General features: G+C 61.8%; 24 protein-coding genes. 14 read left to right on the top strand and 10 right to left on the bottom strand.

Annotated elements, in window-relative coordinates; all coding sequences use genetic code 11:
• Positions 1 to 82: 82 nt before the first annotated feature.
• The 4 genes from CLU86_RS17410 to CLU86_RS17395 all read left to right on the top strand — a co-directional run bounded on the left by CLU86_RS17410 (position 83) and on the right by CLU86_RS17395 (position 3,008).
• Positions 83 to 877, top strand: a complete 795-nt coding sequence (locus tag CLU86_RS17410) for an MBL fold metallo-hydrolase (RefSeq protein ID WP_099742493.1) — start codon at positions 83 to 85, stop codon at positions 875 to 877.
• A 220-nt stretch (positions 878 to 1,097) separates the two neighbouring features.
• Positions 1,098 to 1,625, top strand: coding sequence for a pilin (locus CLU86_RS17405; RefSeq protein WP_099743665.1), 528 nt, complete (start codon positions 1,098 to 1,100; stop codon positions 1,623 to 1,625).
• 61 nt (positions 1,626 to 1,686) lie between these two features.
• Positions 1,687 to 2,457, top strand: coding sequence for a TfpX/TfpZ family type IV pilin accessory protein (gene tfpZ, locus CLU86_RS17400; RefSeq protein ID WP_099742492.1), 771 nt, complete (start codon positions 1,687 to 1,689; stop codon positions 2,455 to 2,457).
• A 26-nt stretch (positions 2,458 to 2,483) separates the two neighbouring features.
• Positions 2,484 to 3,008, top strand: coding sequence for a pilin (locus tag CLU86_RS17395; RefSeq protein ID WP_199175142.1), 525 nt, complete (start codon positions 2,484 to 2,486; stop codon positions 3,006 to 3,008).
• 12 nt (positions 3,009 to 3,020) lie between these two features.
• Here CLU86_RS17395 and moaC read toward each other — a convergent pair whose 3' ends face one another.
• On the bottom strand, positions 3,021 to 3,572 hold the full coding sequence (gene moaC, locus CLU86_RS17390) for a cyclic pyranopterin monophosphate synthase MoaC (RefSeq protein WP_099742490.1): 552 nt from the start codon (positions 3,570 to 3,572) through the stop codon (positions 3,021 to 3,023).
• 163 nt (positions 3,573 to 3,735) lie between these two features.
• Here moaC and CLU86_RS17385 point away from each other — a divergent pair, with 163 nt between their 5' ends.
• The gene (locus CLU86_RS17385; protein ID WP_369803829.1) at positions 3,736 to 5,244 is read left to right on the top strand and encodes a M48 family metalloprotease; all 1,509 of its coding nucleotides are present in this window, start codon (positions 3,736 to 3,738) and stop codon (positions 5,242 to 5,244) included.
• On the opposite strand, the gene CLU86_RS17380 is transcribed toward CLU86_RS17385, so the two are convergent.
• The 3 genes from CLU86_RS17380 to CLU86_RS17370 form a co-directional block, all read right to left on the bottom strand.
• A complete protein-coding gene (locus CLU86_RS17380; protein WP_099657204.1) occupies positions 5,212 to 5,565 on the bottom strand; it encodes a phage holin family protein in 354 nt (117 codons plus the stop codon). The two genes, CLU86_RS17385 and CLU86_RS17380, sit on opposite strands and share 33 nt — an antisense overlap.
• Before the next feature lie 105 nt (positions 5,566 to 5,670).
• Positions 5,671 to 6,168, bottom strand: coding sequence for a hypothetical protein (locus CLU86_RS17375; protein ID WP_099743664.1), 498 nt, complete (start codon positions 6,166 to 6,168; stop codon positions 5,671 to 5,673).
• Positions 6,169 to 6,319: 151 nt separating this feature from the next.
• Positions 6,320 to 7,072, bottom strand: coding sequence for a TerC family protein (locus CLU86_RS17370; protein WP_099742488.1), 753 nt, complete (start codon positions 7,070 to 7,072; stop codon positions 6,320 to 6,322).
• Between the two features lie 536 nt (positions 7,073 to 7,608).
• Between CLU86_RS17370 and CLU86_RS17365 the strand changes: the two genes are divergently transcribed.
• From CLU86_RS17365 to CLU86_RS17355, 3 genes are all read left to right on the top strand, one after another.
• Positions 7,609 to 8,301, top strand: coding sequence for a TerC family protein (locus CLU86_RS17365; protein ID WP_099742487.1), 693 nt, complete (start codon positions 7,609 to 7,611; stop codon positions 8,299 to 8,301).
• 207 nt (positions 8,302 to 8,508) lie between these two features.
• Positions 8,509 to 8,964, top strand: a complete 456-nt coding sequence (locus tag CLU86_RS17360) for a DUF3717 domain-containing protein (protein ID WP_099742486.1) — start codon at positions 8,509 to 8,511, stop codon at positions 8,962 to 8,964.
• 58 nt (positions 8,965 to 9,022) lie between these two features.
• Positions 9,023 to 9,328 carry a hypothetical protein gene (locus tag CLU86_RS17355; RefSeq protein ID WP_099742485.1) on the top strand — a complete coding sequence of 102 codons (306 nt, stop codon included), beginning with the start codon at positions 9,023 to 9,025 and terminating at the stop codon, positions 9,326 to 9,328.
• 100 nt (positions 9,329 to 9,428) lie between these two features.
• On the opposite strand, the gene CLU86_RS17350 is transcribed toward CLU86_RS17355, so the two are convergent.
• The 3 genes from CLU86_RS17350 to purB are packed head-to-tail and all read right to left on the bottom strand — an operon-like array spanning position 9,429 to position 12,514.
• Positions 9,429 to 9,989 (bottom strand): YaeQ family protein, encoded by a 561-nt coding sequence (locus tag CLU86_RS17350; protein ID WP_099742484.1) that lies wholly within the window; start codon positions 9,987 to 9,989, stop codon positions 9,429 to 9,431.
• A gap of 59 nt (positions 9,990 to 10,048) precedes the next feature.
• Positions 10,049 to 11,128, bottom strand: a complete 1,080-nt coding sequence (locus tag CLU86_RS17345) for an acyltransferase (protein ID WP_099742483.1) — start codon at positions 11,126 to 11,128, stop codon at positions 10,049 to 10,051.
• Between the two features lie 6 nt (positions 11,129 to 11,134).
• Complete coding sequence (gene purB, locus CLU86_RS17340; protein ID WP_099742482.1) at positions 11,135 to 12,514, bottom strand: adenylosuccinate lyase; 1,380 nt, start codon at positions 12,512 to 12,514, stop codon at positions 11,135 to 11,137.
• Between the two features lie 158 nt (positions 12,515 to 12,672).
• On the opposite strand from purB, the gene CLU86_RS17335 reads away from it, so the two are divergent.
• The 6 genes from CLU86_RS17335 to aroQ all read left to right on the top strand — a co-directional run bounded on the left by CLU86_RS17335 (position 12,673) and on the right by aroQ (position 18,111).
• Positions 12,673 to 13,290, top strand: coding sequence for a glutathione S-transferase N-terminal domain-containing protein (locus CLU86_RS17335; RefSeq protein WP_099742481.1), 618 nt, complete (start codon positions 12,673 to 12,675; stop codon positions 13,288 to 13,290).
• 112 nt (positions 13,291 to 13,402) lie between these two features.
• Positions 13,403 to 14,125, top strand: coding sequence for a TetR/AcrR family transcriptional regulator (locus CLU86_RS17330; RefSeq protein WP_099742480.1), 723 nt, complete (start codon positions 13,403 to 13,405; stop codon positions 14,123 to 14,125).
• A gap of 337 nt (positions 14,126 to 14,462) precedes the next feature.
• Entirely contained in the window at positions 14,463 to 15,080 is a 618-nt protein-coding gene (locus CLU86_RS17325) for a TRAP transporter small permease (protein WP_099742479.1), read from the top strand.
• Between the two features lie 60 nt (positions 15,081 to 15,140).
• On the top strand, positions 15,141 to 16,421 hold the full coding sequence (locus tag CLU86_RS17320; RefSeq protein WP_099742478.1) for a TRAP transporter large permease: 1,281 nt from the start codon (positions 15,141 to 15,143) through the stop codon (positions 16,419 to 16,421).
• Positions 16,422 to 16,499: 78 nt separating this feature from the next.
• Positions 16,500 to 17,504, top strand: coding sequence for a TRAP transporter substrate-binding protein (locus CLU86_RS17315; RefSeq protein WP_099742477.1), 1,005 nt, complete (start codon positions 16,500 to 16,502; stop codon positions 17,502 to 17,504).
• Between the two features lie 163 nt (positions 17,505 to 17,667).
• Complete coding sequence (gene aroQ / locus CLU86_RS17310; RefSeq protein ID WP_099742476.1) at positions 17,668 to 18,111, top strand: type II 3-dehydroquinate dehydratase; 444 nt, start codon at positions 17,668 to 17,670, stop codon at positions 18,109 to 18,111.
• 198 nt (positions 18,112 to 18,309) lie between these two features.
• On the opposite strand, the gene CLU86_RS17305 is transcribed toward aroQ, so the two are convergent.
• From CLU86_RS17305 to CLU86_RS17295, 3 genes are read right to left on the bottom strand one after another with little or no spacing between them, the layout of a single operon-like run.
• Positions 18,310 to 18,783, bottom strand: coding sequence for a nuclear transport factor 2 family protein (locus CLU86_RS17305; RefSeq protein WP_099743663.1), 474 nt, complete (start codon positions 18,781 to 18,783; stop codon positions 18,310 to 18,312).
• Between the two features lie 23 nt (positions 18,784 to 18,806).
• Positions 18,807 to 19,613 (bottom strand): SDR family oxidoreductase, encoded by an 807-nt coding sequence (locus CLU86_RS17300; protein ID WP_099742475.1) that lies wholly within the window; start codon positions 19,611 to 19,613, stop codon positions 18,807 to 18,809.
• A complete protein-coding gene (locus tag CLU86_RS17295) occupies positions 19,610 to 20,155 on the bottom strand; it encodes a DUF3833 domain-containing protein (protein ID WP_099742474.1) in 546 nt (181 codons plus the stop codon). The genes CLU86_RS17300 and CLU86_RS17295 overlap by 4 nt, the downstream gene beginning before the upstream one ends.
• Between the last annotated feature and the right edge of the window lie 77 nt (positions 20,156 to 20,232).

The following is a 20,232-nucleotide window of genomic DNA, read 5'->3' as shown; positions in this document are numbered from 1 at the left end:
TCCCCCTTTTTTTGCGACAAGACCACGTACTTACCGGCTGTGATGATGGCCCAGTTTGCCGTTTTGTCACAGGCGTGTTCCAGTGAGAGTTCGCGTCCTCGGCTGCTCAGGCGCCATTGCCCGCGATTGCCGAACCACCTCTTTTCTGGTTAATCACAACATCCTGATCGATGCAGGCACTGGGGTAGGTGATTTGACCCTGGACGAAATGTGCCAGATCGACCATGTCTTCCTGACGCACTCCCATCTTGACCATGTGGCGGCCCTGCCTCTTATGCTAGATGCGGTGTCTTCTCTGCGCGGTCAGCCCGTTCAAGTGCATGCCTTGGCGGCCACCATTGCTGCGCTGCAGGCCCATATCTTTAACAACGTTATCTGGCCAGACTTCAGCCGCATTCCGTCAGCCCAGGTTCCGTTCTTGCAGTATCGCCCTGTTGCGGAAGGCGATGTGATCCAAGTGGAAGGAGCGTTGGTAAGTGTGCTGCCCGCCGTGCACACCGTGCCTGCCGTGGGCTACGCCGTGCAAGGCTCAAAAGGCTGGTGGGCTTTCAGCGGCGACACCGAGCGCAACCCTGGCCTTTGGCGTCAGCTTGAGCAACTTCCCCAGCTAAAGCCATCGTTGTCCGTGGGCATGCTGGTCATTGAAACCGCTTTCAGCAACCGGGAGAGCGAACTGGCTCGCCGCAGCCTGCATTTGTCGCCCACCTCATTGGCGGCCGAACTGGCGCAGGGGGCCGCAGGGGCCAGCTACCCCATCTACATCACCCATACCAAACCCTCGGAAACCGACTTGATTCTTCAGGAGATCAACCAGATGGGACTCACCGCAAAAGCAGACATCCATTGGCTGCAGGCCGGGCAGGTGTTTGATGTGTAACGAGGTATGTGTTCCGTGACATTCATGGCAGAACAAAAATGTCAATGTGACGCATCTAATGCGGGAAAAGTGAGTGTTTGAGGGGGAGATGAGGCTGATTTCGATGCAGGATCGTTGGGGAGCAGGGAGTCATGCAAGCTGGCACGCTATCTGCTTTTGTAGAATCAGCCTGAAGAACATTCGACAGGTTTCACTTGCAATTTACCCCGAGGAGAAATTTATGAAGCGTTCCCTGCAAAAAGGTTTTACCCTGATCGAACTGATGATCGTGGTGGCCATTATCGGTATTCTGGCTGCTGTGGCTTTGCCTGCTTATCAAGATTACACCGTGCGAAGCAAAGTGTCTGAAGCTGTAATCGCTGGGTCTAGCGTCAAAGGACTGATGAGCGAGGCTTTCCAGGTAGACAGCACTGCTGGTTTGACCGCAGCTGCAGATTCTTTCAATACTAAGCTGCAGGCTGAAAAATCTTCGAAATTTGTGAAGGATATCATTGTTAATAATGCTACTCCATGGAATGTGACCGTACAAGTCTTGGCTACTACTGGTAACGGTATTCCAACTGGTGAAGACGGTAAGACAATCGTTTTCACTCCTAATGTCCAAAAAGCTCCTCCAACTGCTACGGTCAGTGGAGCGATCGATTGGGCATGTGCTACAGCCACTAATGCCACTGCTACCAGCCGTGGCTTGACAGGTGTTGTCGCTGGTACGCTCTCGGCAAAATATGCACCTGCTGAGTGCCGTTGAGTAATCAAGAAAAGAAAGGGCGCTGCGGCGCCTTTTTTTTTGCCCGTGATTTATTGAGCATATGAAATTTTTGAGCCGTTTGACCCCTGCGATCCGCGCTGCTGCTCTTCATTTTCTTGGGTGCGTTGTTGTGGCGCTGCTCGCTGCGGGGCTGGTATTCAATGTTTGGTATCCATTTCCGTACAGCGAAATTTCAGGTGGTAGGGAGCTTTTTCTACTGGTAGTAAGTGTTGATGTTGTATGCGGGCCTGTTTTAACTTTTGTTTTGTTTAATCCTCAAAAACCACGCGCTGAGTTGATGCGGGATTTGGCGATTGTATTTTGCTTGCAAACAGGCGCATTGATATATGGGCTTGTCAATGTGTGGGAGGCAAGACCATTGTACCTAGTGCATGAAGTAGACCGTTTCAAAGTAGTTGCTGCTCCAGATTTGGATCCGAAGGCATTGGATGCACTGCCTCAAGATCTTAGAACCCGATTTTTCGGCAGTCCTATTCTTGTTTCTATTCGATCACCTAAGAGTGTCGAGGAAAAAAATCAGGTGATGTTCGCTGCTGCCGCCGGTGGAAAAGATTATGCCCAATTGCCTGAGTTTTATGTTTCTTATTCAAAGGATTCGGCAAAGAAGGTGATTGGCAGATCAGCTGCTTTGAATGTGTTTCTGAGTAAATACTCAGATCAGGTGCCTGCTGCGCAAAAACTAGCGCTTCAATCAAATCACGATGTTGCAAATCTGCGGTATGTGCCTGTTACCGGAGGGCGGCAGGACTGGGTTGCTGTGATTGACGGAGCCGGAGAAATAATTGGATTTTTAAAAGGTGATGGATTCTGAATTTCCTAAAGTTTGGGGGAATTATGATGAATAGACATTCGGGTTTTACGTTGATAGAGTTAATGATTGTTGTTGCCATTGTTGGTATTTTGGCTGCTGTGGCGTTGCCAGCTTATCAAGAGTACACAACGCGTGCCAAACTAGCCGAGGCATTGATTGCTGTCGGCCCTGTGAAAATCGCAATGAGTGAAGGATTTGCGTCGAGTGGGGCGCATGGCTTGGATAGTGTCGCTGCTGCGTTGAATGCGCTCCCTTTAAACGAAAAAGCGACCAAATATGTGAAAAACGTATCGGTTGCAGGCGCAAAGACTCCCTGGCCTATTGCTGTGGAGGTGGCGGCAACGTCGAGCAACGGTATCCCCAACGGGCTTGATGGCCTAACCTTGGTGTTTTCCCCAAACATTGCTGGTGGGGTGCCGGTAAGCAATGCGCAAGGGGCAATCGATTGGGCATGTGCGAGTACCAGCGCAAATCAAGCCACTGGTCGCGGGTTGGCCAATCGCACTCTGGGGACGTTGCCTGCAAGATATGCACCTTCTGAATGCCGCTGAAGTTTGATTATTTCAGATTTCGCTTTTCGACCACTGCCATTCGCCCGACTTCCCCCCCCGCTTCTCCCTCACCCCCACCTCCGTAATCACCATCCCCCGATCCACCGCCTTGCACATGTCATAAATCGTCAGCAAGGCAATCTGCACTGCTGTCAGCGCTTCCATCTCCACGCCGGTTTGCCCCACCGTCTCCACCGTAGCTGAGCAAAATATGCCCGTAGCGCCCGGCACGCGAGCGCTAGCAGCTTCAAATTCAATAGCAACCCGCGTTAGTGCCAGGGGATGGCACAGCGGGATCAAGTCGCTCGTTTTCTTGGCGGCCATGATGCCGGCGATGCGGGCGATGCCCAGAACATCCCCTTTTTTGGCGGTGCCCGATTCAATCAGTGCCAGGGTCTCTGGCTGCATTTCGATGCGGCCGGTGGCTACTGCGATGCGGTGGGTGGCGGCTTTGGCGCCTACGTCGACCATGTGGGCCTGGCCTTGGGCGTCGAAGTGGGTGAGGGGGGATGTGGGGTGGGGGGCGTTAGCGGTTTCGGGGGTGTTTGGTGTTTTGGAGGTCATGGTCTTGGCCTGGGCAAGCACGTTGGGTTGCAAACGTGTGCGAAACAATTGGGATGTCGGGGCATCATACGGTCATGCATCGCCAAGTGAGCGTTGTGGCCGATGGACGGCGCCAGGGAGACCACAAGTGTTGATTTTGGGTAAAAAAAGGCCGCTAGCGCAGGTGTGTCAAGCGCTGGCAGCTTCTCTTTTGATAGTGACAAGCGCATTTGCTCCGGCGGTGGCGCAGGCCCAGGCCGGGCTGCCCACGCTGGGGGATGGCAGCGACTTGACCAGCAGCGAGGAGCGGCGCCTGGGCGACCGCATCATCCGCGAGCTGTACCGTGACCCGGATTACATCGATGACCCGGTGATTGCCGAGTATGTGCAGGGCATTTGGCAGCCGTTGATTGCAGCGGCGCGTTCGCGGGGGGAGTTGTCAGCCGAGTTGGACGAGCGTTTTGCCTGGGAGGTGCTGCTGGGCCGAGACCGCACGGTGAATGCCTTTGCGTTGCCTGGGGGCTACCTGGGGTTGCACCTGGGGTTGATCGGCGTGGTGGGTACGCGCGATGAGTTGGCCTCGGTGCTCGCGCACGAGCTGAGCCATGTCACGCAGCGGCACATCTCGCGGCTGCTCACGCAGCAAAGCCGTCAGACGCCGCTTCTGCTGGGGGCGATGGTGTTGGGCGCGCTGGCGGCCAGCAAGAACCCTGGCGCTACACAGGCGCTGGTGGTGGGCGGGCAGGCCGTGGCGATGCAGAACCAGTTGAATTTTTCGCGCGATATGGAGCGCGAGGCGGACCGGGTGGGCATGGGCCTGATGGAGCCTGCCGGTTTTGCGCCCGAGGGTTTTGTGGGCATGTTTGAAAAACTGCAGCAGGCCAACCGCATCAACGACAACGGCAGCTGGCCCTATTTGCGCAGCCACCCGCTCACCACGCAGCGCATGGCCGACATGCAGTCGCGTCTGCCCTCGGGTGGGCTGACGGCAGGCCGTGCATCGGTGTTGGTGGCGGAGCACGCCATGGTGTCTGCGCGGGCGCGGGTGCTGTCCAACCCTGGGGTGGATGTGTTGCGCCAGTGGATTGCCGAGCCGCAGGGCACGGGCTTTGCGGCCCTGCCCCTGGCGCGCAAAGCGGGTGTCTTGTATGCCGCTGCCCTGGGCAGCAGCCAGTTGCGCGATGGGGCTGCAGCCCGCCGTTGGGCAGGGCAATTGCAGCAACTGGTGAAGGGGGATGTGGCGGCGGCCCGCGTGGCGCAGTTGTTGGTGGCCGAGCTGGAGCTGGCTGCGGGCAATGCCCCTGCCGCCCTGGCCGCCATGCCTGCGGGGGACACCCGCCGCCCCGAAATCTTGCTGCGCACACAGATCGTCTTGCGTACGGGCCAGCCAGGTTTGCAGGAGGTCACCAGCCCGCTGCAAACCTGGCTGGCCACCCACCCCCGCGACGCTGGGGCCTGGCAGGCCTTGGCGGGGGTGTGGAATGCACAAAACCAGCCTTTACGCGCCGTGCGGGCCGAGGCCGAGGCGCAAGTGTCGCGCTACGACTACGCGGCGGCGGTAGACCGTTTCAAGGCGGGCCAGGATCTGGCGCGGCGCAGCACCTTGGCCGACGACCACTTCGAAGCGTCGATCATCGACACCCGCCTGCGGGCGATGCAGCTACTGCTTCGTGAACAGGCCGCCGAGCGCTGATTCGATCACTAGGCCGAGCGCTGAGTAAATCAACGACCCGAGCAGCGCTGCGCCGAAGCCGTTGACGTGGAAACCGTCGAGCACCCCGGCGGCGGCCCAGAACATCAGCGCGTTGATGACAAACAGGAACAAGCCGACGGTGACCACGGTGACCGGCAGCGTCAGGATGACCAGCACCGGTCGCAGCACAGCGTTGAACAGGCCAATGACAAAGGCCGCAATCAGCGCCGAGCCAAAGCTCTGCACTTGCACGCCGCTGTAGATGTAGGCCACACACAGCAGCGCTGCGGCGCTGAGCAGCCATTTCAGAAGGATTTTCATGGCGCCAGAATAGCACCGCAGGGGGCTTGTGGGGGCTGGCAGATGGCCCTGCAGCGAAGGCGATGGGCGCCTGCTTGGGGGGCAATTTTTGGGGCGAGGTCGCGCTCAGTCCAGTGCCAGAGCCCACAAGGTGCCGCAGCCGGTGAGCACGCTGCCCAGCACGCGGGGCCAGTGGCTGGGCCTTGGAACTGGCCTGGGTGTCAGCTCGCTGGCGGCCTGGGGCGTCAGGGGCTGCGGCGCAGCCTCGGTGCTTCTGGGCTTGCGCGCATCCATCACCGGTGCTGTGCGGCTTCCGTTGGCTTGCAAATCGGCTTGGAGTTGTTCGGTCAGTTCGGCCAAAGGGCCTTTGGCCAACACCGTGGTGACCTGTGCGGAAGACAGGCCCACGGTGGCGATGATCTGCGCAAACAGCTTGTCGGCCCATTTAGTGCGCCAACTCTCGCGGGCGCTGTGGCTGACCCACTTGCTCACGCGGTGTGTCATGCGGGGCGCGCAGGCCACCAGTACCCAGTGCTGCTGGGCCACCGGGGTGCGGGCGATCAGCGGGGCCAACAGTTGCTGCGCATGGTCAGCGTCGTCCACGTACACAATGATTTTGTCCATGTCGTTGACCGCCTGGGTGGATGGTTTCAAGGATGTGGCTGAGCGTGCTGGGCCGCTCTGCCCTGGAAGCGAGCCAGGTGGGGCATGGAGTGGCCCGACCTGGCTTGTTGTGGCCACCAGGCGCAATGGCGGCGCCTGGTGTCTTGGAGGATCAGCCGTGGGCTGCGTCGCCGCCGGTGGTGCGGCGAGACACGATGAACTTGCCTACTGCCAGGACGATCAGGGCACCGGCCACACTTGCGCCGTACTTCACGGTGTCGATGACCTCTTTGGACGTGGTGTCCAGGGGCATCTTGAGCATCCACTGCCACTTGTCAGGGTTGGCGAAGACAGGGTCGGTGACCAGCATGCCGCCCGCAATCCAGCCCAGCAGCATGCCGCCCAGCGTGATGATGAGGGGGAAGCGCTCCATCAGCTTGATGACCAACTGGCTGCCCCAGACGATGATCGGGATGGAAATCAGCAGGCCCAGCACCACCAGCAGGAAGGAGTGCTCGCCCGCATTCTGTGCGGCGCCAGCGATGGCAATCACGTTGTCCACGCTCATCACCAAGTCGGCCACGATGATGGTCTTGATGGCGGCCAGCAGCTTGTCGCTGCCTTGCACGTCGCCATGGCCGTCTTCATCCGGGGCCAGCAGCTTCACGCCAATCCATACCAGCAGCAGTGCGCCGACGAACTTGAGGAAAGGCAGTGCCAGCAGCGTCATAGCAAAGGCGATCAGGATGACGCGCAAGATGATGGCGCCCGCAGTGCCCCAGATGATGCCCTTGGTGCGCTGCGCGGGTGGCAGCTTGCGGCAGGCCAGGGCGATCACGACGGCGTTGTCGCCGCCGAGCAAGATGTCGATGATGATGATCTGGCCCAGTGCAAGCCAAAATTCGGGCGAAGCCAAAAAGTCCATAAAGTCCTCGGTGTTCTAGGTCAAAAGGAGTTTTCCGTTGCCATTGCGGCGCCGGATCTATCCGTCAGAGTGCTCTGGCCAGCTTCGAGGAAATCAGGGAGCCTGCCAGCAAACGAACCGCTTGGGCGAAGGACGACCTTGATCACCCCGCGACGGGGCCATCAAAGGTCTTGCTCGGCACACTGGATGGGTGTGCACAACGGGCCGGGTGGCTTGTGGGCGCCACCGTACTGACGACCCGTTGACTTTGCTGCAAGACCTGATCGACACAGGCCTTGCAAGCGATGGGAGCTACTCCCCTTTGGAGTGTGGGGCATTGTAAGAATTTCCATCACGCCGTAGGTTTTTTCTAAAAAACCATTCGCAGCGAGCGGGAATGGCCAGAAAAACGGGGGGTGTGCTGTACGAACAATTACGCATAGGGTGAAGGGGTTTGCTTGACTAAACTCTTCGCCCACGGCTGCGACTTGCGCATCCCCCCAACGTGGGCGGCTTCCCCAGCGCAAGCAGCCCTCTACCCCAGGACGGAGACATCAATGGAATTACTTTCGAGCCAAGCATTCTGGATCGGGCTGGCCCAGATCATCTGGATCAACATCATCCTCTCTGGCGACAACGCCGTGGTGATCGCCCTGGCGGCCCGCAGCCTGGAGCCGCGCCAGCAAAAACTGGCCATCTTCTGGGGCACTGCGGCGGCGGTGCTGCTGCGGGTGGTGTTGACCATTGTGGCCGTCAAGCTCATGGCACTGCCTTGGCTGCAACTGGTGGGGGGCATCTTGCTGCTGTGGATTGGCGTGCAATTGCTCAATGACGGCGATGACGAAGAAGACGAAGGCGAGAACAAGCAAAGCGGTTTGATGGCTGCCATTCGCACGATCCTGGTGGCTGACCTGGTGATGAGCCTGGACAACGTGATTGGCGTGGCCGCAGCGGCCAACGGCGACATGGTTTTGCTGGTGCTGGGCTTGGCCATCGCCATTCCGATTGTGATTTTTGGCAGCACGCTGATGATCAAGGTGATGACGCGTTACCCCGTCATCGTGACCCTGGGCGCGGCCCTGATTGGCTGGGTGGGCGGCGAAACCATCGTTTCCGACAAGATGCTGGAGCCCATCGTGCCCCACCACTCGGTGGGCTTTTACGCCGCCGCCGCGCTGGGTGCCGTGCTGGTGGTGGCCACAGGCAAATACCTGCAAAGCCGCAAGACCTCCCAGGTCGCTGCCGCCTGACACCACTGACGCACCTCCAGGCTTTGGCCTGGCCATCCCCGCCACGGCCTGCGCTGTGGCGGGGATTTTTCATGGGGAGACCCTGCAGCGGTGGCGGTGCCCTGCGGCGGCTATGATCCAGCCCCCTTTCCTCCCGCCCCGGTTTTGCCATGCCCCTGCTGCGCGCAGCGGCCCGGCCGCCCAGCCGCTCCGCTGCCTTTTGCGCCCATGACCGCCATTCACATCACCGACATCGAAGCCGCCATCAACCACTGGCGCGAGCGCGCGCCTGCCTGCACGGGCATGGCGCTGGCGCCGCAGGTGCAGGCGCTGGCCGAGGTGTATGCGTTGATGGTGTACCGGCACGAAGATGCGGTGGACGAGGACCGCTTGCCGCCCGAAGCGCTACAGGCCTGGATGGGCTGGTACGACACCACCCCCGACACGCCCTGCATCGCCATTTGCTCCACCAGCCAGGGCGACGATCTGTGCAAAGGCTGTGGCCGCACCTTTGACGAGGTGCAGCATTGGCCCGCCATGACGCCTGGTGCCAAGCGCCAGGTGTGGCGCCGGATCACGCTGGAGCACTCGGCTTGGCGCTTCAACCGCTATGCCGAGCGAGCGGCGGAAGGCCGCTCTACCGGGCCAACATCGCATGCACCTGTGCGCACACCCTCGGCCTGAGAGGGCGTCCGGGTCCGCAGGCCTGTACGCGCGATGCTCCAACGGTTAAGGTGGGTCTATGCTGCGCCTGACCCAAGCCCCCAACATCGCGATTGCCACTGTGTGGGCAGATTTGCTGTGTGAAGCAGGCATGACCGCTTCGGTTCAGCGCCAATACCTGGGGGCTGCCGCCGGGCACCTGCCGCCCGACCAGTGTCTGCCCGAGATTTGGCTGGACTACGACGAACACGCTGACCGCGCCCGGGCGTTGCTGCAAGACCTGCAGAACCTGCCCCAGCGCCTGTGGGTCTGCCGTTGCGGGGAGACGGTCGAGGGCGGCTTTGAGCAGTGCTGGCAATGCGGTGCTCTCATGCCGCGTGACTGATTTTTGCTATCAAATAAATAGCTGCTAGCGCTCGATGTTCAGGCGCTAGCGCCTGTTTTTATCAAGAATATGCGCCGCTGGGTTGCGTCGCCTATGGGCGTCACTTCCAGCGCACCGGCTCCACGTGCACGCTGCCCAGGTTGCTGCTCAGGGTCAGCGCGCTCTCTTGCACGGTGGCTTGCAGTTGCATGCTGCGCTCGGCCATGGCCGCCATGGCTTGTGATGCCTCGGTGGGGATGCGCCAGACCTGCAGCTTGTTCAGGCGCGACAGCTTGGACTCCATGCCCTTCCACCACACTTCTGACGCATGGTTGAAGCAGTAAACAAGCACCGAGTCGGCCTTGCTGCAGGCTTTGGTCAGCGGCTTGTCCTCGGGCTGGCCCACCTCGATCCACACGCGCTTGCGGCCCGTGAAGTCGGTGAGCGAGGCGTCTGGGTCATCGGGGTCTGACAACCCCGCGCCAAAGGCCAGCGTGGCGTCGCCATTGCACAGGTCGTTGAGCTGGTGCGCCTGGATGGCCAGGGCCGCCAGCCGCACCATCATGCGCTCGTCGGTCTCGCTGGGGTGGCGGGCCAGGGTGAGGGCATGGTCGGCGTAGTAGCCATGGTCGATGTCGGCGATTTGCAGGTTCGCCTTGAAGATGGTGGATTTGATGGCCATGGGGTGCACGCGTTGCGACGCGCTCGGATCAGTTCAAAAATACAAAACGCCAAGCTAGATTAGCTGACAGATGCTTGGGTTGTGTTCGATTTACCGTTGGCGATAGGCCTCTGAGGTTTGAAGCTCAACGCAGGCTTTTCTACGTAATGCCAAGACAGCGCGGCCAGCGTGAACGAGGCTGCAAGTGTTGCAGCCAGCGCCGGGCTGAAGCCCCAGTGCTGTGAGCCCAGGGCCACCAGCAACTGCTGGATGGGAAATGCATAGATATAGAGTCCGTAGGACACGTCGCCCCACCGGCCTGCACCGCGCAGCAGGGGCCATGAAGCTTGACCCAACAGCACAGCCAGCCCACCGAGACCCAAAATGATAGATTGTCCTGCCAAGGGTTGAGGGCCCCAGAGGTGCATGGCATAACAACTACCCGTCCACAGGACGGCCGCTGCCAAGGTGCGTGCACGCCAAAAATCTGCCCATACAGCCAAGGTGCTGCCCAACGCGAACACCATACCGTACTGCAGTCCAAAAGACCATTCCGGCACGGGAGCCCCTGCAGGGATGCTGTAGCGCCACTGCAGTGCAGACATCATCGCCACGAGAACCATCGTAGCGGCCCACCGGGTGCGCACTGCACCCAATGTTCCCGCTAGCGCAAGGGCGACGTAACACCCCACTTCCAGTGGGATCGTCCACAGTGGGCCATTCACTGATTGGGCGATAGGGTGCGCTTCGAAGACGCCTGGCAGCGCGAAGCGTGTGTTCAGCCAAAGATTGCGAAGGTAGAGCAGCGTGCCAGAGCTGTTGAAGTAGTCGTGCAACGGTAGCTTGGTCACAAGGGGGCCGAGCACTAAAACGCACAGGAGCACGGCCACTGTGAGGCCAGGCCAGATCCGTAGCACACGTCGAAGCGCAAAACGGCCCAGATGGGGGTCCGCCCGCCATGAATGGGTTACCAGATACCCGCTGATCGCAAAGAACATCACCACGCCCAAGGCTCCGGGTTCGTTGTGTGCGATCAGTGGCGTGGGCAAACCCAAAATGGGGAACTGGTGCCCCCATATCACAAGCAGCGCTGCGATGAGACGCAGTGCGTCGAAATTGTTACTGCGAGTCGTCTCGACAGCGTGTCTCAGCCTCGCCATGCGCCGTCAAACGCGGCGGGCCAGTTCGGCGGCCTTGCCCACGTAGCTGCCGGGTGTCATGGCCAGCAGGCGGTCTTTTTCGGCCTGGGGGATTTCCAGCGACTGGATCAGGCCGTGCAGGGCCTCGGCCGTCACGGTCTTGCCGCGCGTCACTTCCTTGAGCTTTTCGTAGGCGCCTTGCACGCCAAAACGGCGCATCACCGTCTGGATGGGCTCGGCCAGCACTTCCCACGAGGCGTCCAGATCGGAAGCCAGGGCTTCTTCGTTGATTTCCAGCTTGTTCAGGCCGGTGAGCAGCGAGGTGTAGGCCAGCGCGGCGTAGCCCAGGGCCACGCCCATGTTGCGCAGCACGGTGCTGTCGGTCAGGTCACGCTGCCAGCGGCTGACGGGCAGCTTCTCGGCCAAATGCTTGAGCAGCGCGTTGGCCAGGCCCAGGTTGCCTTCGGCGTTTTCAAAGTCAATCGGGTTGACCTTGTGCGGCATGGTGGACGAGCCGATCTCGCCGGCTTTGAGGCGCTGCTTGAAGTAGCCCAGGCTCACATAGCCCCAGATGTCGCGCGAGAGGTCGATCAGGATGGTGTTGGCGCGGGCTACGGCGTCGAACAGCTCGGCCATGTAGTCGTGCGGCTCGATCTGGATCGAGTAGGGCTGGAAGGTCAGGCCCAGGCCCAGGGGTTCGGGCGTTTCGATGACCTTCTTGCTGAAGGCTTCCCAGTCAAATTCAGGCCAGGCGGACAGGTGGGCGTTGTAGTTGCCCACGGCGCCGTTCATCTTGCCCATGATCTTGACGGCGGCGATCTTCTCGCAGGCCGTTTGCAGGCGCATCACCACGTTGGCCATTTCCTTGCCCACGGTGGTGGGGCTGGCGGTTTGGCCGTGGGTGCGGCTGAGCATGGGCACGTCGGCAAAGGCGTGGGCCATTTCGCGCAGCTTGAGCACGATGCGGTCCAGGCCCGGCAGCACGACCTGGTCGCGGCCCGAGCGCAGTTGCAGCGCATGGCTGGTGTTGTTGATGTCTTCGCTGGTGCAGGCAAAGTGCACGAATTCGGCGGCCTTTTCCAGCTCGGGGCGGGCTTCGAACTTGCTCTTGATCCAGTATTCCACGGCCTTCACGTCGTGGTTGGTGGTCTTTTCGATCTCTTTGATAGCGGCCGAATCAGCCTCGGAGAAGTTCTTGATCAGACCCAGCAAGTAAGCGCGCGCTCCGGTGGTCAGCGGCTTGAATTCTGCAAAACCTGCATCAGACAGGGCGATGAACCACGCCACCTCGACCTGCACCCGGCGGTGCATGTAGCCGTGCTCGCTCATGATGGGGCGCAGCGCGGCGAGTTTGGGGGCGTAACGGCCGTCAAGCGGCGAGAGGGCGGTGATGGTGGACAGGCTCATGGCGCGCAATTGTAGGCGGGCAGTCGGTGGACAGTGGGAGGACACCCACTGTTGTAGCTGCGCCATGCCCGTCAGGTGGGGGTGGGCGGGGGCCGATAGAATCGCGTCCCCAGCCAGTGCGCGCCGTTTGCGTGCGGGCATTCACTTCCTGCCTACCCATGAAACTGATCGGATCCACCACCAGCCCCTACGTGCGCAAAGTGCGCATTGTGTTGGCCGAGAAAAAGCTCGACTACCAGTTCCTGCAGGACAACGTCTGGGGGGACGACACCACGGTGTCGGCCTCCAACCCACTGGGCAAGGTGCCGTGCCTGGTGATGGAAGGTGGCGAGGCCGTGTTTGATTCGCGGGTGATCGTGGAATACCTGGACACCCTCTCGCCCGTGGGCAAGCTCATTCCGGCCCAAGGCCGTGAGCGGGCCGAGGTCAAGACCTGGGAAGCCCTGGCCGACGGCGCCATGGACGCCGCCATCCTGGCCCGCATGGAATCCACCTGGGTGCACCGCCCGGATGACCAACGCTGCCAGGCCTGGATCGATCGGCAAATGGGCAAGGTGAATGCCGCGCTCAAGGCCATGAGCCAGGGCCTGGGCGACAAGCCGTATTGCAGCGGTATCCACTTGAGCCTGTCTGACATCGCTGTGGGCTGCGCCCTGGGCTGGCTGGAGTTCCGCTACCCAGAGCTGGCTTGGCGCGGCGAGTACCCCAACCTGGGCAAGCTGCTGGACAAGCTGATGCAGCGCCCCAGTTTTGCGGACACCAAGCCTGCCGTCTGAGACGGCTGGGGCAAAGGCCCGCAGCACGGCGCACCCGCCGCTGTGCAGGGGCTGATCCCCCGGGTATCCAAGGAGGGGCGGCTGGCAGATATTGCCGTATGCTATATCTGCTATGAACGAACTGGTTAGAACCTCCCCTGCCGACGAGCCCACGTCTGCGCCGGCCCCCCGACGCAGGGCTGCGCGCGGAGCCACGGCCGCCTCGGCCGCAGAGCGCGGACGTGTCAACGACCCAGACCGCACGATGGCCAACATCCTGGAGGTGGCCACCTCCGAGTTTGCCGACAAGGGGCTGGCCGGAGCGCGCATCGACGAGATCGCTGAGCTGACCCATACCAGCAAGCGCATGATTTACTACTATTTTGGTAGCAAAGAAGGCTTGTACCTTGCGGTGCTGGAAGAGGCCTATCGCCGCATCCGCCAGATTGAGACCAGCCTGCGCCTGGAAGACATGGAGCCCGAAGCCGCGCTGCGGGCCCTGGTGGGCTTCACATTCGACTACCAATTGGGCAACCCCGAGTTCATCCGTCTGGTGATGAACGAGAACATGCACCGGGGCGAATTCATTCGCCGCTCCGCCACCATCCAGGAGCTGAACGTGCCCGCCATCAATGCCGTGCAGGCGGTGTACGAGCGCGGTGTGGCCGCCGGGGTGTTTCGTCCCCACATGGACCCGATTGATCTGCACATGTCCATCTCGGCCTTGTGCTTCTTCAACGTGGCCAACCGCCACACCTTCAGCGCCATCTTCAAGCGCTCGCTGGACGAGCCCAGCGCCCTGGCCCAGCGACGCGACTCCATCATCGACATGGTCGTGCGCTTCGTGCGCTGCTGACCCTTGCGGGGGCCGTTGCGTTCACGGCCCGTCCCTTCTCTGCTCCTTCGGTTCCGCTACACCCTGGCCCTGCGCACGCCACGAGGAGGCTGTCGGACTTGGAAATCGTCGGCTGCAAATCGGCCGCAGCGGTCCATTTTTTACCGTCTTTTTGCCCCATAGCCGGGCTATGGGGCTGCAAATCCGGCAAAAACTGTCCTCGCTGGGGCCGATTTTCGCTTTCGACTCTCCAAGCCCGACAGCCTCCTAGGCCCCAAGGGTTTGCACCGATGATTAAAACTAACCAGTTCGTACAAAATTATCCAGACAAGCGATAACGTTTTGACTGGAGACAAGGATGTTCGAATTTGCTGACCGCGTGTTGCGCGGCTACACCCGGGCGCTGGACATGCTCGGGGGCTTGTTCCTCGCCGTCATGGTGGTGCTCGTCTTCGGCAACGTGGTGTTGCGTTACGCCTTCAACTCGGGGCTCACCATGTCCGAAGAAGTCTCGCGCTGGCTCTTCGTGTGGCTGACCTTCATGGGCGCTGTGGTGGCCCTGCGCGAACACGGGCACCTGGGCACCGATGCCCTGGTGTCGCGCCTGCCCCGCACGGGCAAGAAGATCTGCCTGGTGCTGGCCCAAGTGTCCATGCTGTATGTGTCTTGGTTGCTGCTCAAAGGCAGCTGGGTGCAGGCCGAAATCAATTGGGACACCGAGGCCCCCGTCACGGGCGCGTCGGTGGGCATCTTCTACGCCAGCGGCGTGATGCTGGGCGTGTCCTCCATGGCCATCCTGCTGCGCGACTTGCTGCGCACCCTGTTTGCCAGCACCTCAGACCAAGAGTTGGTCATGGTGCAAGAGAGCGAGGAAGTGGCGGCGCTGGAACAGCGCAACTTGGGCGATGTGGCCCCGCATTTCTCGCACGGCCCCGTCGTGGCCAAAGACGATTCGACCCCAGCGAACAAGCCCTGACGGCCCCTGCCTGCTGGCTCGCCCGTTGATCCCTATCCCACTCTCACCCACCGCCGCGCCATGACCGTTGCTATCTTCCTCGGCTCCTTGCTCATCGCCATGGCGATCGGCATTCCCATCGCCTACTCACTCCTCATCAGCGGCATCGCGCTGATGTGGCACCTGGATTTGTTTGACGCCCAGATCCTGGCGCAAAACGTCATCAACGGTGCGGACTCGTTCCCGCTGCTGGCGGTGCCCTTCTTCATGTTGGCGGGCGAGATCATGAACGTGGGCGGCCTGTCCAAGCGCATCGTCAAGCTGGCGCTGGCCGTGGTGGGCCATGTGCCCGGTGGCCTGGGCTACGTGGCCATCATGGCGGCGGTGATTCTGGCGGCGGTGTCAGGCTCTGCCGTGGCCGACGCTGCTGCGCTGGCTTCGCTGCTGTTGCCCATGATGGTGGCAGCTGGGCACGACAAGGCGCGCTCTGCGGGGCTGATCGCATCGGCAGGCATCATTGCCCCCGTCATTCCACCGTCCATCGGCTTCGTCATTTTTGGTGTGGCCGCCAATGTGTCCATCAGCAAGCTGTTCCTGGCAGGCATCGTGCCCGGCATTTTGCTGGGCGTGGCGTTGGCCATCACCTGGTGGTGGTTGGTGCGCCGCGAAAAAGTGGCCCCGCCCCCCCGCGCCAGCCGGGCAGAGCTGCTCAAGGCCTTGCGCGAAGCCGTGTGGGCCCTGGGCCTGCCCATCATCATCCTGGTGGGCCTGCGCATGGGCGTGTTCACGCCCACCGAGGCCGCTGTGGTCGCCGCCGTGTACGCCCTCTTCGTGGCCATGGTGGTGTACCGCGAACTGAGCTTTGGGCAACTGGCAGAAATCTTTCAAGCCGCCGCACGCACCAGCGCTGTGGTGATGTTCCTGGTGGCTGCGGCCATGGTGTCGGCCTGGCTCATCACGGTGGCCGACTTGCCCAGCAAGATCATTGGCATGCTCGAGCCCTTCATGGGCAACCAGACCCTGTTGCTGGTGGCCATCATGGTGCTGGTGATGATTGTGGGCACCGCGATGGACATGACGCCCACCATCCTCATCATGACCCCCGTGCTCATGCCCGTGGTCAAAGCGGCTGGCATCGACCCGGTGTACTTCGGCGTGCTGTTCATCATCAACAACGCCATCGGGCTCATCACGCCACCCGTGGGCACGGTGCTCAACGTGGTGGCGGGCGTGGGGCGCATCTCCATGACGGACGTCACGCGCGGCGTCATGCCCTTCATGCTGGCGCAATTCATTGTCATGTTCCTGCTGGTGGCTTTCCCATCCATCGTGATGGTGCCGCTGCGCCTGCTGGGGGGCTGAGTCCCTCGGGCTCGCTCGCACAGCGCCCTGCTTTTCGTTTTCGGCCTCGCTTCATCCATTACTACCAAGGAGCCTCCCATGACCCTCTTGAAAACCCTGCTGGCCACGGCGCTGGTGGCCGCCTCGCTGATCTCCGGCGCGCACGCCCAAGACCGCACCATCAAGTTCGCCTTCCAGAACCAGAAGGACCACCCCCAAGCCCAGGGCGCGCAAAAGTTTGCCGACCTGGTGGCCGCCAAGAGCGGCGGCAAGATCCAGGTCAAGCTGTTCCCAGGCGGTACGCTGGGCGGTGACTTGCAGACCGTGTCGGCGCTGCAAGGGGGCACGGTGGAGATGACGGTGCTCAACGCGGGCATCCTGTCGGCGCAGACCAAGGAATTCGGCATTTACGACTTCCCCTTCTTGTTCGCCTCGCCGCAAGAAGCCGATGCCGTGACCGATGGCCCCTTCGGCAAGAAGCTGCTCGAAAAACTCAAGGCCAAGAATCTGGTGGGCCTGGGCTACTGGGAACTGGGCTTTCGCAACGTCACCAACAGCAAAAAGCCCATCACCAAGGCTGAAGACCTGGTGGGCCTGAAGGTCCGCGTGATCCAGTCGCCTATCTACATCGACATGTTCAACGCCCTGGGCGCGAACGCCGTGCCCATGCCCTTCCCAGAGCTGTACACCGCGCTGGAGCAAAAGGCCGTGGACGGGCAGGAGAACCCCGTTACCACCATCCTGTCGTCCAAATTCAACGAGGTGCAAAAGCACCTGGCCATCACCCGCCACATGTACAACCCGCAGGCCGTCATCGTCAGCAAGAAGTTCTGGGATGGCCTCTCGCCCGCAGAGCAAAAGCTGATCAACGACGCCATGGCCGAGGCCACCACCTTCCAGCGCGGTGTCTCGCGCGTGCAGTCAGACGTGGCGCTGGACCAGCTCAAGAAGTCGGGCATGCAGGTCACCGAATTCTCTGCCGCCGAGCTGGACAAGCTGCGCGCCAAGGTCAAACCTGTGGTGGAAAAGCACAGCGAAAAAGTGGGTGCCGAGACGGTGAAAGAGGTGTACGACACCCTGGCCAAACTGCGCGCCGCCAAATAAGCCTGCGCACACGGGCCTGCCGCAGCCTCCCTGCGGCAGGCCTGGGTCCGTCACCGACACCAGAGACAGCGTGCACAGCGGTCTCTGGTGTTGTCGTTTCTTCTGTGGTTGCGCCGACAATGCCGCTTCTCACCCATTCCCCCACACCCTGATTCACACCGCCATGAGCATTCTTCTTTTGAACGGCCCCAACCTGAACCTGCTGGGCACGCGCGAACCGCAGATCTACGGCGCAGACACCCTGGCCGATGTCGAGCGCCACTTTGTGGCCGAAGCCGCCAAGCTGGGCACCACGGCCACTTGCTTCCAAAGCAACCACGAGGGCCACCTCATCGACCGCATCCACGCTGCGCGCCTGGACGGCACACGCGGCATCGTCATCAACCCCGGGGGCCTCACCCACACCAGCGTGGCCCTGCGCGATGCGCTGGCCGGTGTCGCCCTGCCGGTGGTGGAGGTGCACATCAGCAACGTGCACAAGCGCGAGGAGTTCCGCCACCACTCCTACATCTCGGGCATTGCCGACGGCGTGATCGCGGGCCTGGGCATCCAGGGCTATGAGATGGCGCTGCACTACCTGGTGCGCAAGCTCGCCAAAGCCACTTAGAGCGGCTAACAAAACCCTTCTGGCGTCGTTGCCGCGTCTTGTCGTACTACGCGTACTGCCTGCGACGCGGCGCCTAGCCAGAACCGCTGCGCTGGGTTTTGTTATCCGCTCTTAATCGCGTTGAGTCCCTCCCCCAGTCAATGGAGGGAGTCGGCATCCTTGAACTTGAAAAGTCCGTTCAGGCTCGTACCGGCCCCATCATTGGCTGTTTGCCCGCCGCTTGAGCCAGCGCATCAAACCGCCCACCACGGGCAGCTTTTCGTACAGCTCCTCGGCGGCATCCCAATAGTCGCGGTGCAGGGAGATGCGCCCGGCATCGTCCAGCACCAGATGGGATGCGCCGTGCACGGTCTGTGTCACGCCCTTGTCAAAGCTCTTGAAGGCGAACAGGAAATCCCAGGTCAAAAAGCACTGCTGGCCCTGCACCACGCGGCCGGTGACGACAAAGCGCGGCTGCTGCAGTGCCACGAACATGTGCCCAAAGATGTGCTGAATGGCCGGCACCCCTTGCACGTTGTTAAACGGGTCTTTGAACCGCGCGTCGACCGCATAGAAGCTGTCCATGCGCGCGATGTCGGCGGGGGACAGCGCCTCAAAGAAGGCGATCACGCGGGTGACCGCCTCCTCGGTGGAGGGGGCTGCGGCAGGGTTTGTCGATGTAGGGGTGGGCATGGTGTCTTTCACAAACCAGTCAATCACAAACCGGTAAAACGGCGCACCGCTGGAAAGTACCACCGGTACGGCAGCAGGCGCAGCAGCTTCATCACGCGGGTGAAGCGCTTGGGGAAGTGGATGTCGAACTCGCCCCGCTCCCAGCCACGCACGATGGCCGCCGCCGCCGCCTCGGGCGTGATGAGGGCGGGCATGGTGAAGTCGTTGCCCGCCGTGAGCGGCGTGGCCACAAAGCCGGGGTTGATAACGCTCACGCCCATGCCCAGGGCGTGCAGGTCCAGGTACAGCGCCTCGGCCAGGTTGATGAGCGCGGCCTTGGTGGGCCCATAGGCCAGGCTCTTGGGCAGGCCGCGAAAGCCCGCCACGCTGCTGATCACGCTCAAGTGCCCCGGCCGCCCGGCCTGGGCCGATGCCAGCATGGCAGGCAGCACCCCGGCCAGCACGCGCAGGGCGCCGGTGTAGTTCACTTCCTCATGGCGCAGGGCCTCGGTCAGGTCGAACTCGGTGGCGCGCATGTCGCGGTAGTGGCCCGCGCAGTAGCACACCAGGTCCAGCGCCCCGGTGGCCAGCACCTGCCGGGCCACCGCTTGCACCTGCGCTGCATCGGCCGTGTCCAGCGGCACGGCTTGGCTGCCGGGGTGTGCGGCCACAAAGTCCTGCAGGGCCTGCGCGTTGCGGGCCGACACGATGACTTGCGCCCCGCGCGCATGCAGCAGCGCCGCCGTAGCGCGCCCAATGCCGCTGGAGGCGCCCACCAGCCACACACGCCGCCCCTGCCAGTGGGGGATGGGAGGATTCAGGCTCGCGGGCCAGTGCAACAGGGCGCTCATGGCGTGCGCTTGGTGAACGACAGCGTGATCTCGCCCAGCCGCACGCCCAGTTTGCTCATGGTGGCGCGGTTGAGCATCACGCGGTCGTCGATCAGGTACATCCAGTCGTCCAGGCCCACGTGGTAGACGGTGCCATCCACCGGCAGGGCCAGCGTGTAGTTCCAGCGAAAGGCGTTGCCCTGCGTCTGCCCGTTGGCCGTGCCCACCACATCGTCGGCGGTGCCGGTGTAGCGGCCGTCGGCATGCTTGGTCAGCCGCCAGATGCGCCGCTGCGTGGTGCCGTCTGAATAGGTGAAGGCCTCGTCCAGCACGCCTTCGTTGCCCGTCCAGCGGCACTCCATCACCACGGTGAAGCGCTTGGCGATTTGCCCGCTGCGGCCCTGGAAGATGCCGTAGGCGTCGATGGTGCCGTTGAAATACTGCGCCAGGTCGAGCACAGGCTTTTCGCTGGCATACCCCGCCAGGTTCTGGCTGGCACAGCCTGTGAGGGCGGCCAGCGGCGTGGCGGCGGCAGCGGCCAAAAGGGTGCGGCGTGGAATCATGGTGAGGGTGCCTCGGGTTGCGGTGTGGGGGCTCGGGTTCAGACAGCGGCCAGTGGAATCAAGGGGCAGGCGCGGAT

Origin of the sequence: Acidovorax sp. 62, from assembly GCF_002754495.1 — a bacterium.
Lineage (GTDB): Bacteria > Pseudomonadota > Gammaproteobacteria > Burkholderiales > Burkholderiaceae_C > Acidovorax.
This window is presented reverse-complemented; position numbering and strand designations above follow the sequence as displayed.

Excerpts from the sequence above, each read along its gene's own strand:
- CLU86_RS17405 (WP_099743665.1), top strand. The coding sequence starts at position 1,098 with ATGAAGCGTTCCCTGCAAAAAGGTTTTACCCTGATCGAACTGATGATC.
- tfpZ (WP_099742492.1), top strand. The coding sequence starts at position 1,687 with ATGAAATTTTTGAGCCGTTTGACCCCTGCGATCCGCGCTGCTGCTCTT.
- CLU86_RS17395 (WP_199175142.1), top strand. The coding sequence starts at position 2,484 with ATGAATAGACATTCGGGTTTTACGTTGATAGAGTTAATGATTGTTGTT.
- moaC (WP_099742490.1), bottom strand. The coding sequence starts at position 3,572 with ATGACCTCCAAAACACCAAACACCCCCGAAACCGCTAACGCCCCCCAC.
- CLU86_RS17380 (WP_099657204.1), bottom strand. The coding sequence starts at position 5,565 with ATGAAAATCCTTCTGAAATGGCTGCTCAGCGCCGCAGCGCTGCTGTGT.
- CLU86_RS17375 (WP_099743664.1), bottom strand. The coding sequence starts at position 6,168 with ATGGACAAAATCATTGTGTACGTGGACGACGCTGACCATGCGCAGCAA.
- CLU86_RS17370 (WP_099742488.1), bottom strand. The coding sequence starts at position 7,072 with ATGGACTTTTTGGCTTCGCCCGAATTTTGGCTTGCACTGGGCCAGATC.
- CLU86_RS17365 (WP_099742487.1), top strand. The coding sequence starts at position 7,609 with ATGGAATTACTTTCGAGCCAAGCATTCTGGATCGGGCTGGCCCAGATC.
- CLU86_RS17360 (WP_099742486.1), top strand. The coding sequence starts at position 8,509 with ATGACCGCCATTCACATCACCGACATCGAAGCCGCCATCAACCACTGG.
- CLU86_RS17355 (WP_099742485.1), top strand. The coding sequence starts at position 9,023 with ATGCTGCGCCTGACCCAAGCCCCCAACATCGCGATTGCCACTGTGTGG.
- CLU86_RS17350 (WP_099742484.1), bottom strand. The coding sequence starts at position 9,989 with ATGGCCATCAAATCCACCATCTTCAAGGCGAACCTGCAAATCGCCGAC.
- CLU86_RS17345 (WP_099742483.1), bottom strand. The coding sequence starts at position 11,128 with ATGGCGAGGCTGAGACACGCTGTCGAGACGACTCGCAGTAACAATTTC.
- purB (WP_099742482.1), bottom strand. The coding sequence starts at position 12,514 with ATGAGCCTGTCCACCATCACCGCCCTCTCGCCGCTTGACGGCCGTTAC.
- CLU86_RS17335 (WP_099742481.1), top strand. The coding sequence starts at position 12,673 with ATGAAACTGATCGGATCCACCACCAGCCCCTACGTGCGCAAAGTGCGC.
- CLU86_RS17330 (WP_099742480.1), top strand. The coding sequence starts at position 13,403 with ATGAACGAACTGGTTAGAACCTCCCCTGCCGACGAGCCCACGTCTGCG.
- CLU86_RS17325 (WP_099742479.1), top strand. The coding sequence starts at position 14,463 with ATGTTCGAATTTGCTGACCGCGTGTTGCGCGGCTACACCCGGGCGCTG.
- CLU86_RS17320 (WP_099742478.1), top strand. The coding sequence starts at position 15,141 with ATGACCGTTGCTATCTTCCTCGGCTCCTTGCTCATCGCCATGGCGATC.
- CLU86_RS17315 (WP_099742477.1), top strand. The coding sequence starts at position 16,500 with ATGACCCTCTTGAAAACCCTGCTGGCCACGGCGCTGGTGGCCGCCTCG.
- aroQ (WP_099742476.1), top strand. The coding sequence starts at position 17,668 with ATGAGCATTCTTCTTTTGAACGGCCCCAACCTGAACCTGCTGGGCACG.
- CLU86_RS17305 (WP_099743663.1), bottom strand. The coding sequence starts at position 18,783 with ATGCCCACCCCTACATCGACAAACCCTGCCGCAGCCCCCTCCACCGAG.
- CLU86_RS17300 (WP_099742475.1), bottom strand. The coding sequence starts at position 19,613 with ATGAGCGCCCTGTTGCACTGGCCCGCGAGCCTGAATCCTCCCATCCCC.
- CLU86_RS17295 (WP_099742474.1), bottom strand. The coding sequence starts at position 20,155 with ATGATTCCACGCCGCACCCTTTTGGCCGCTGCCGCCGCCACGCCGCTG.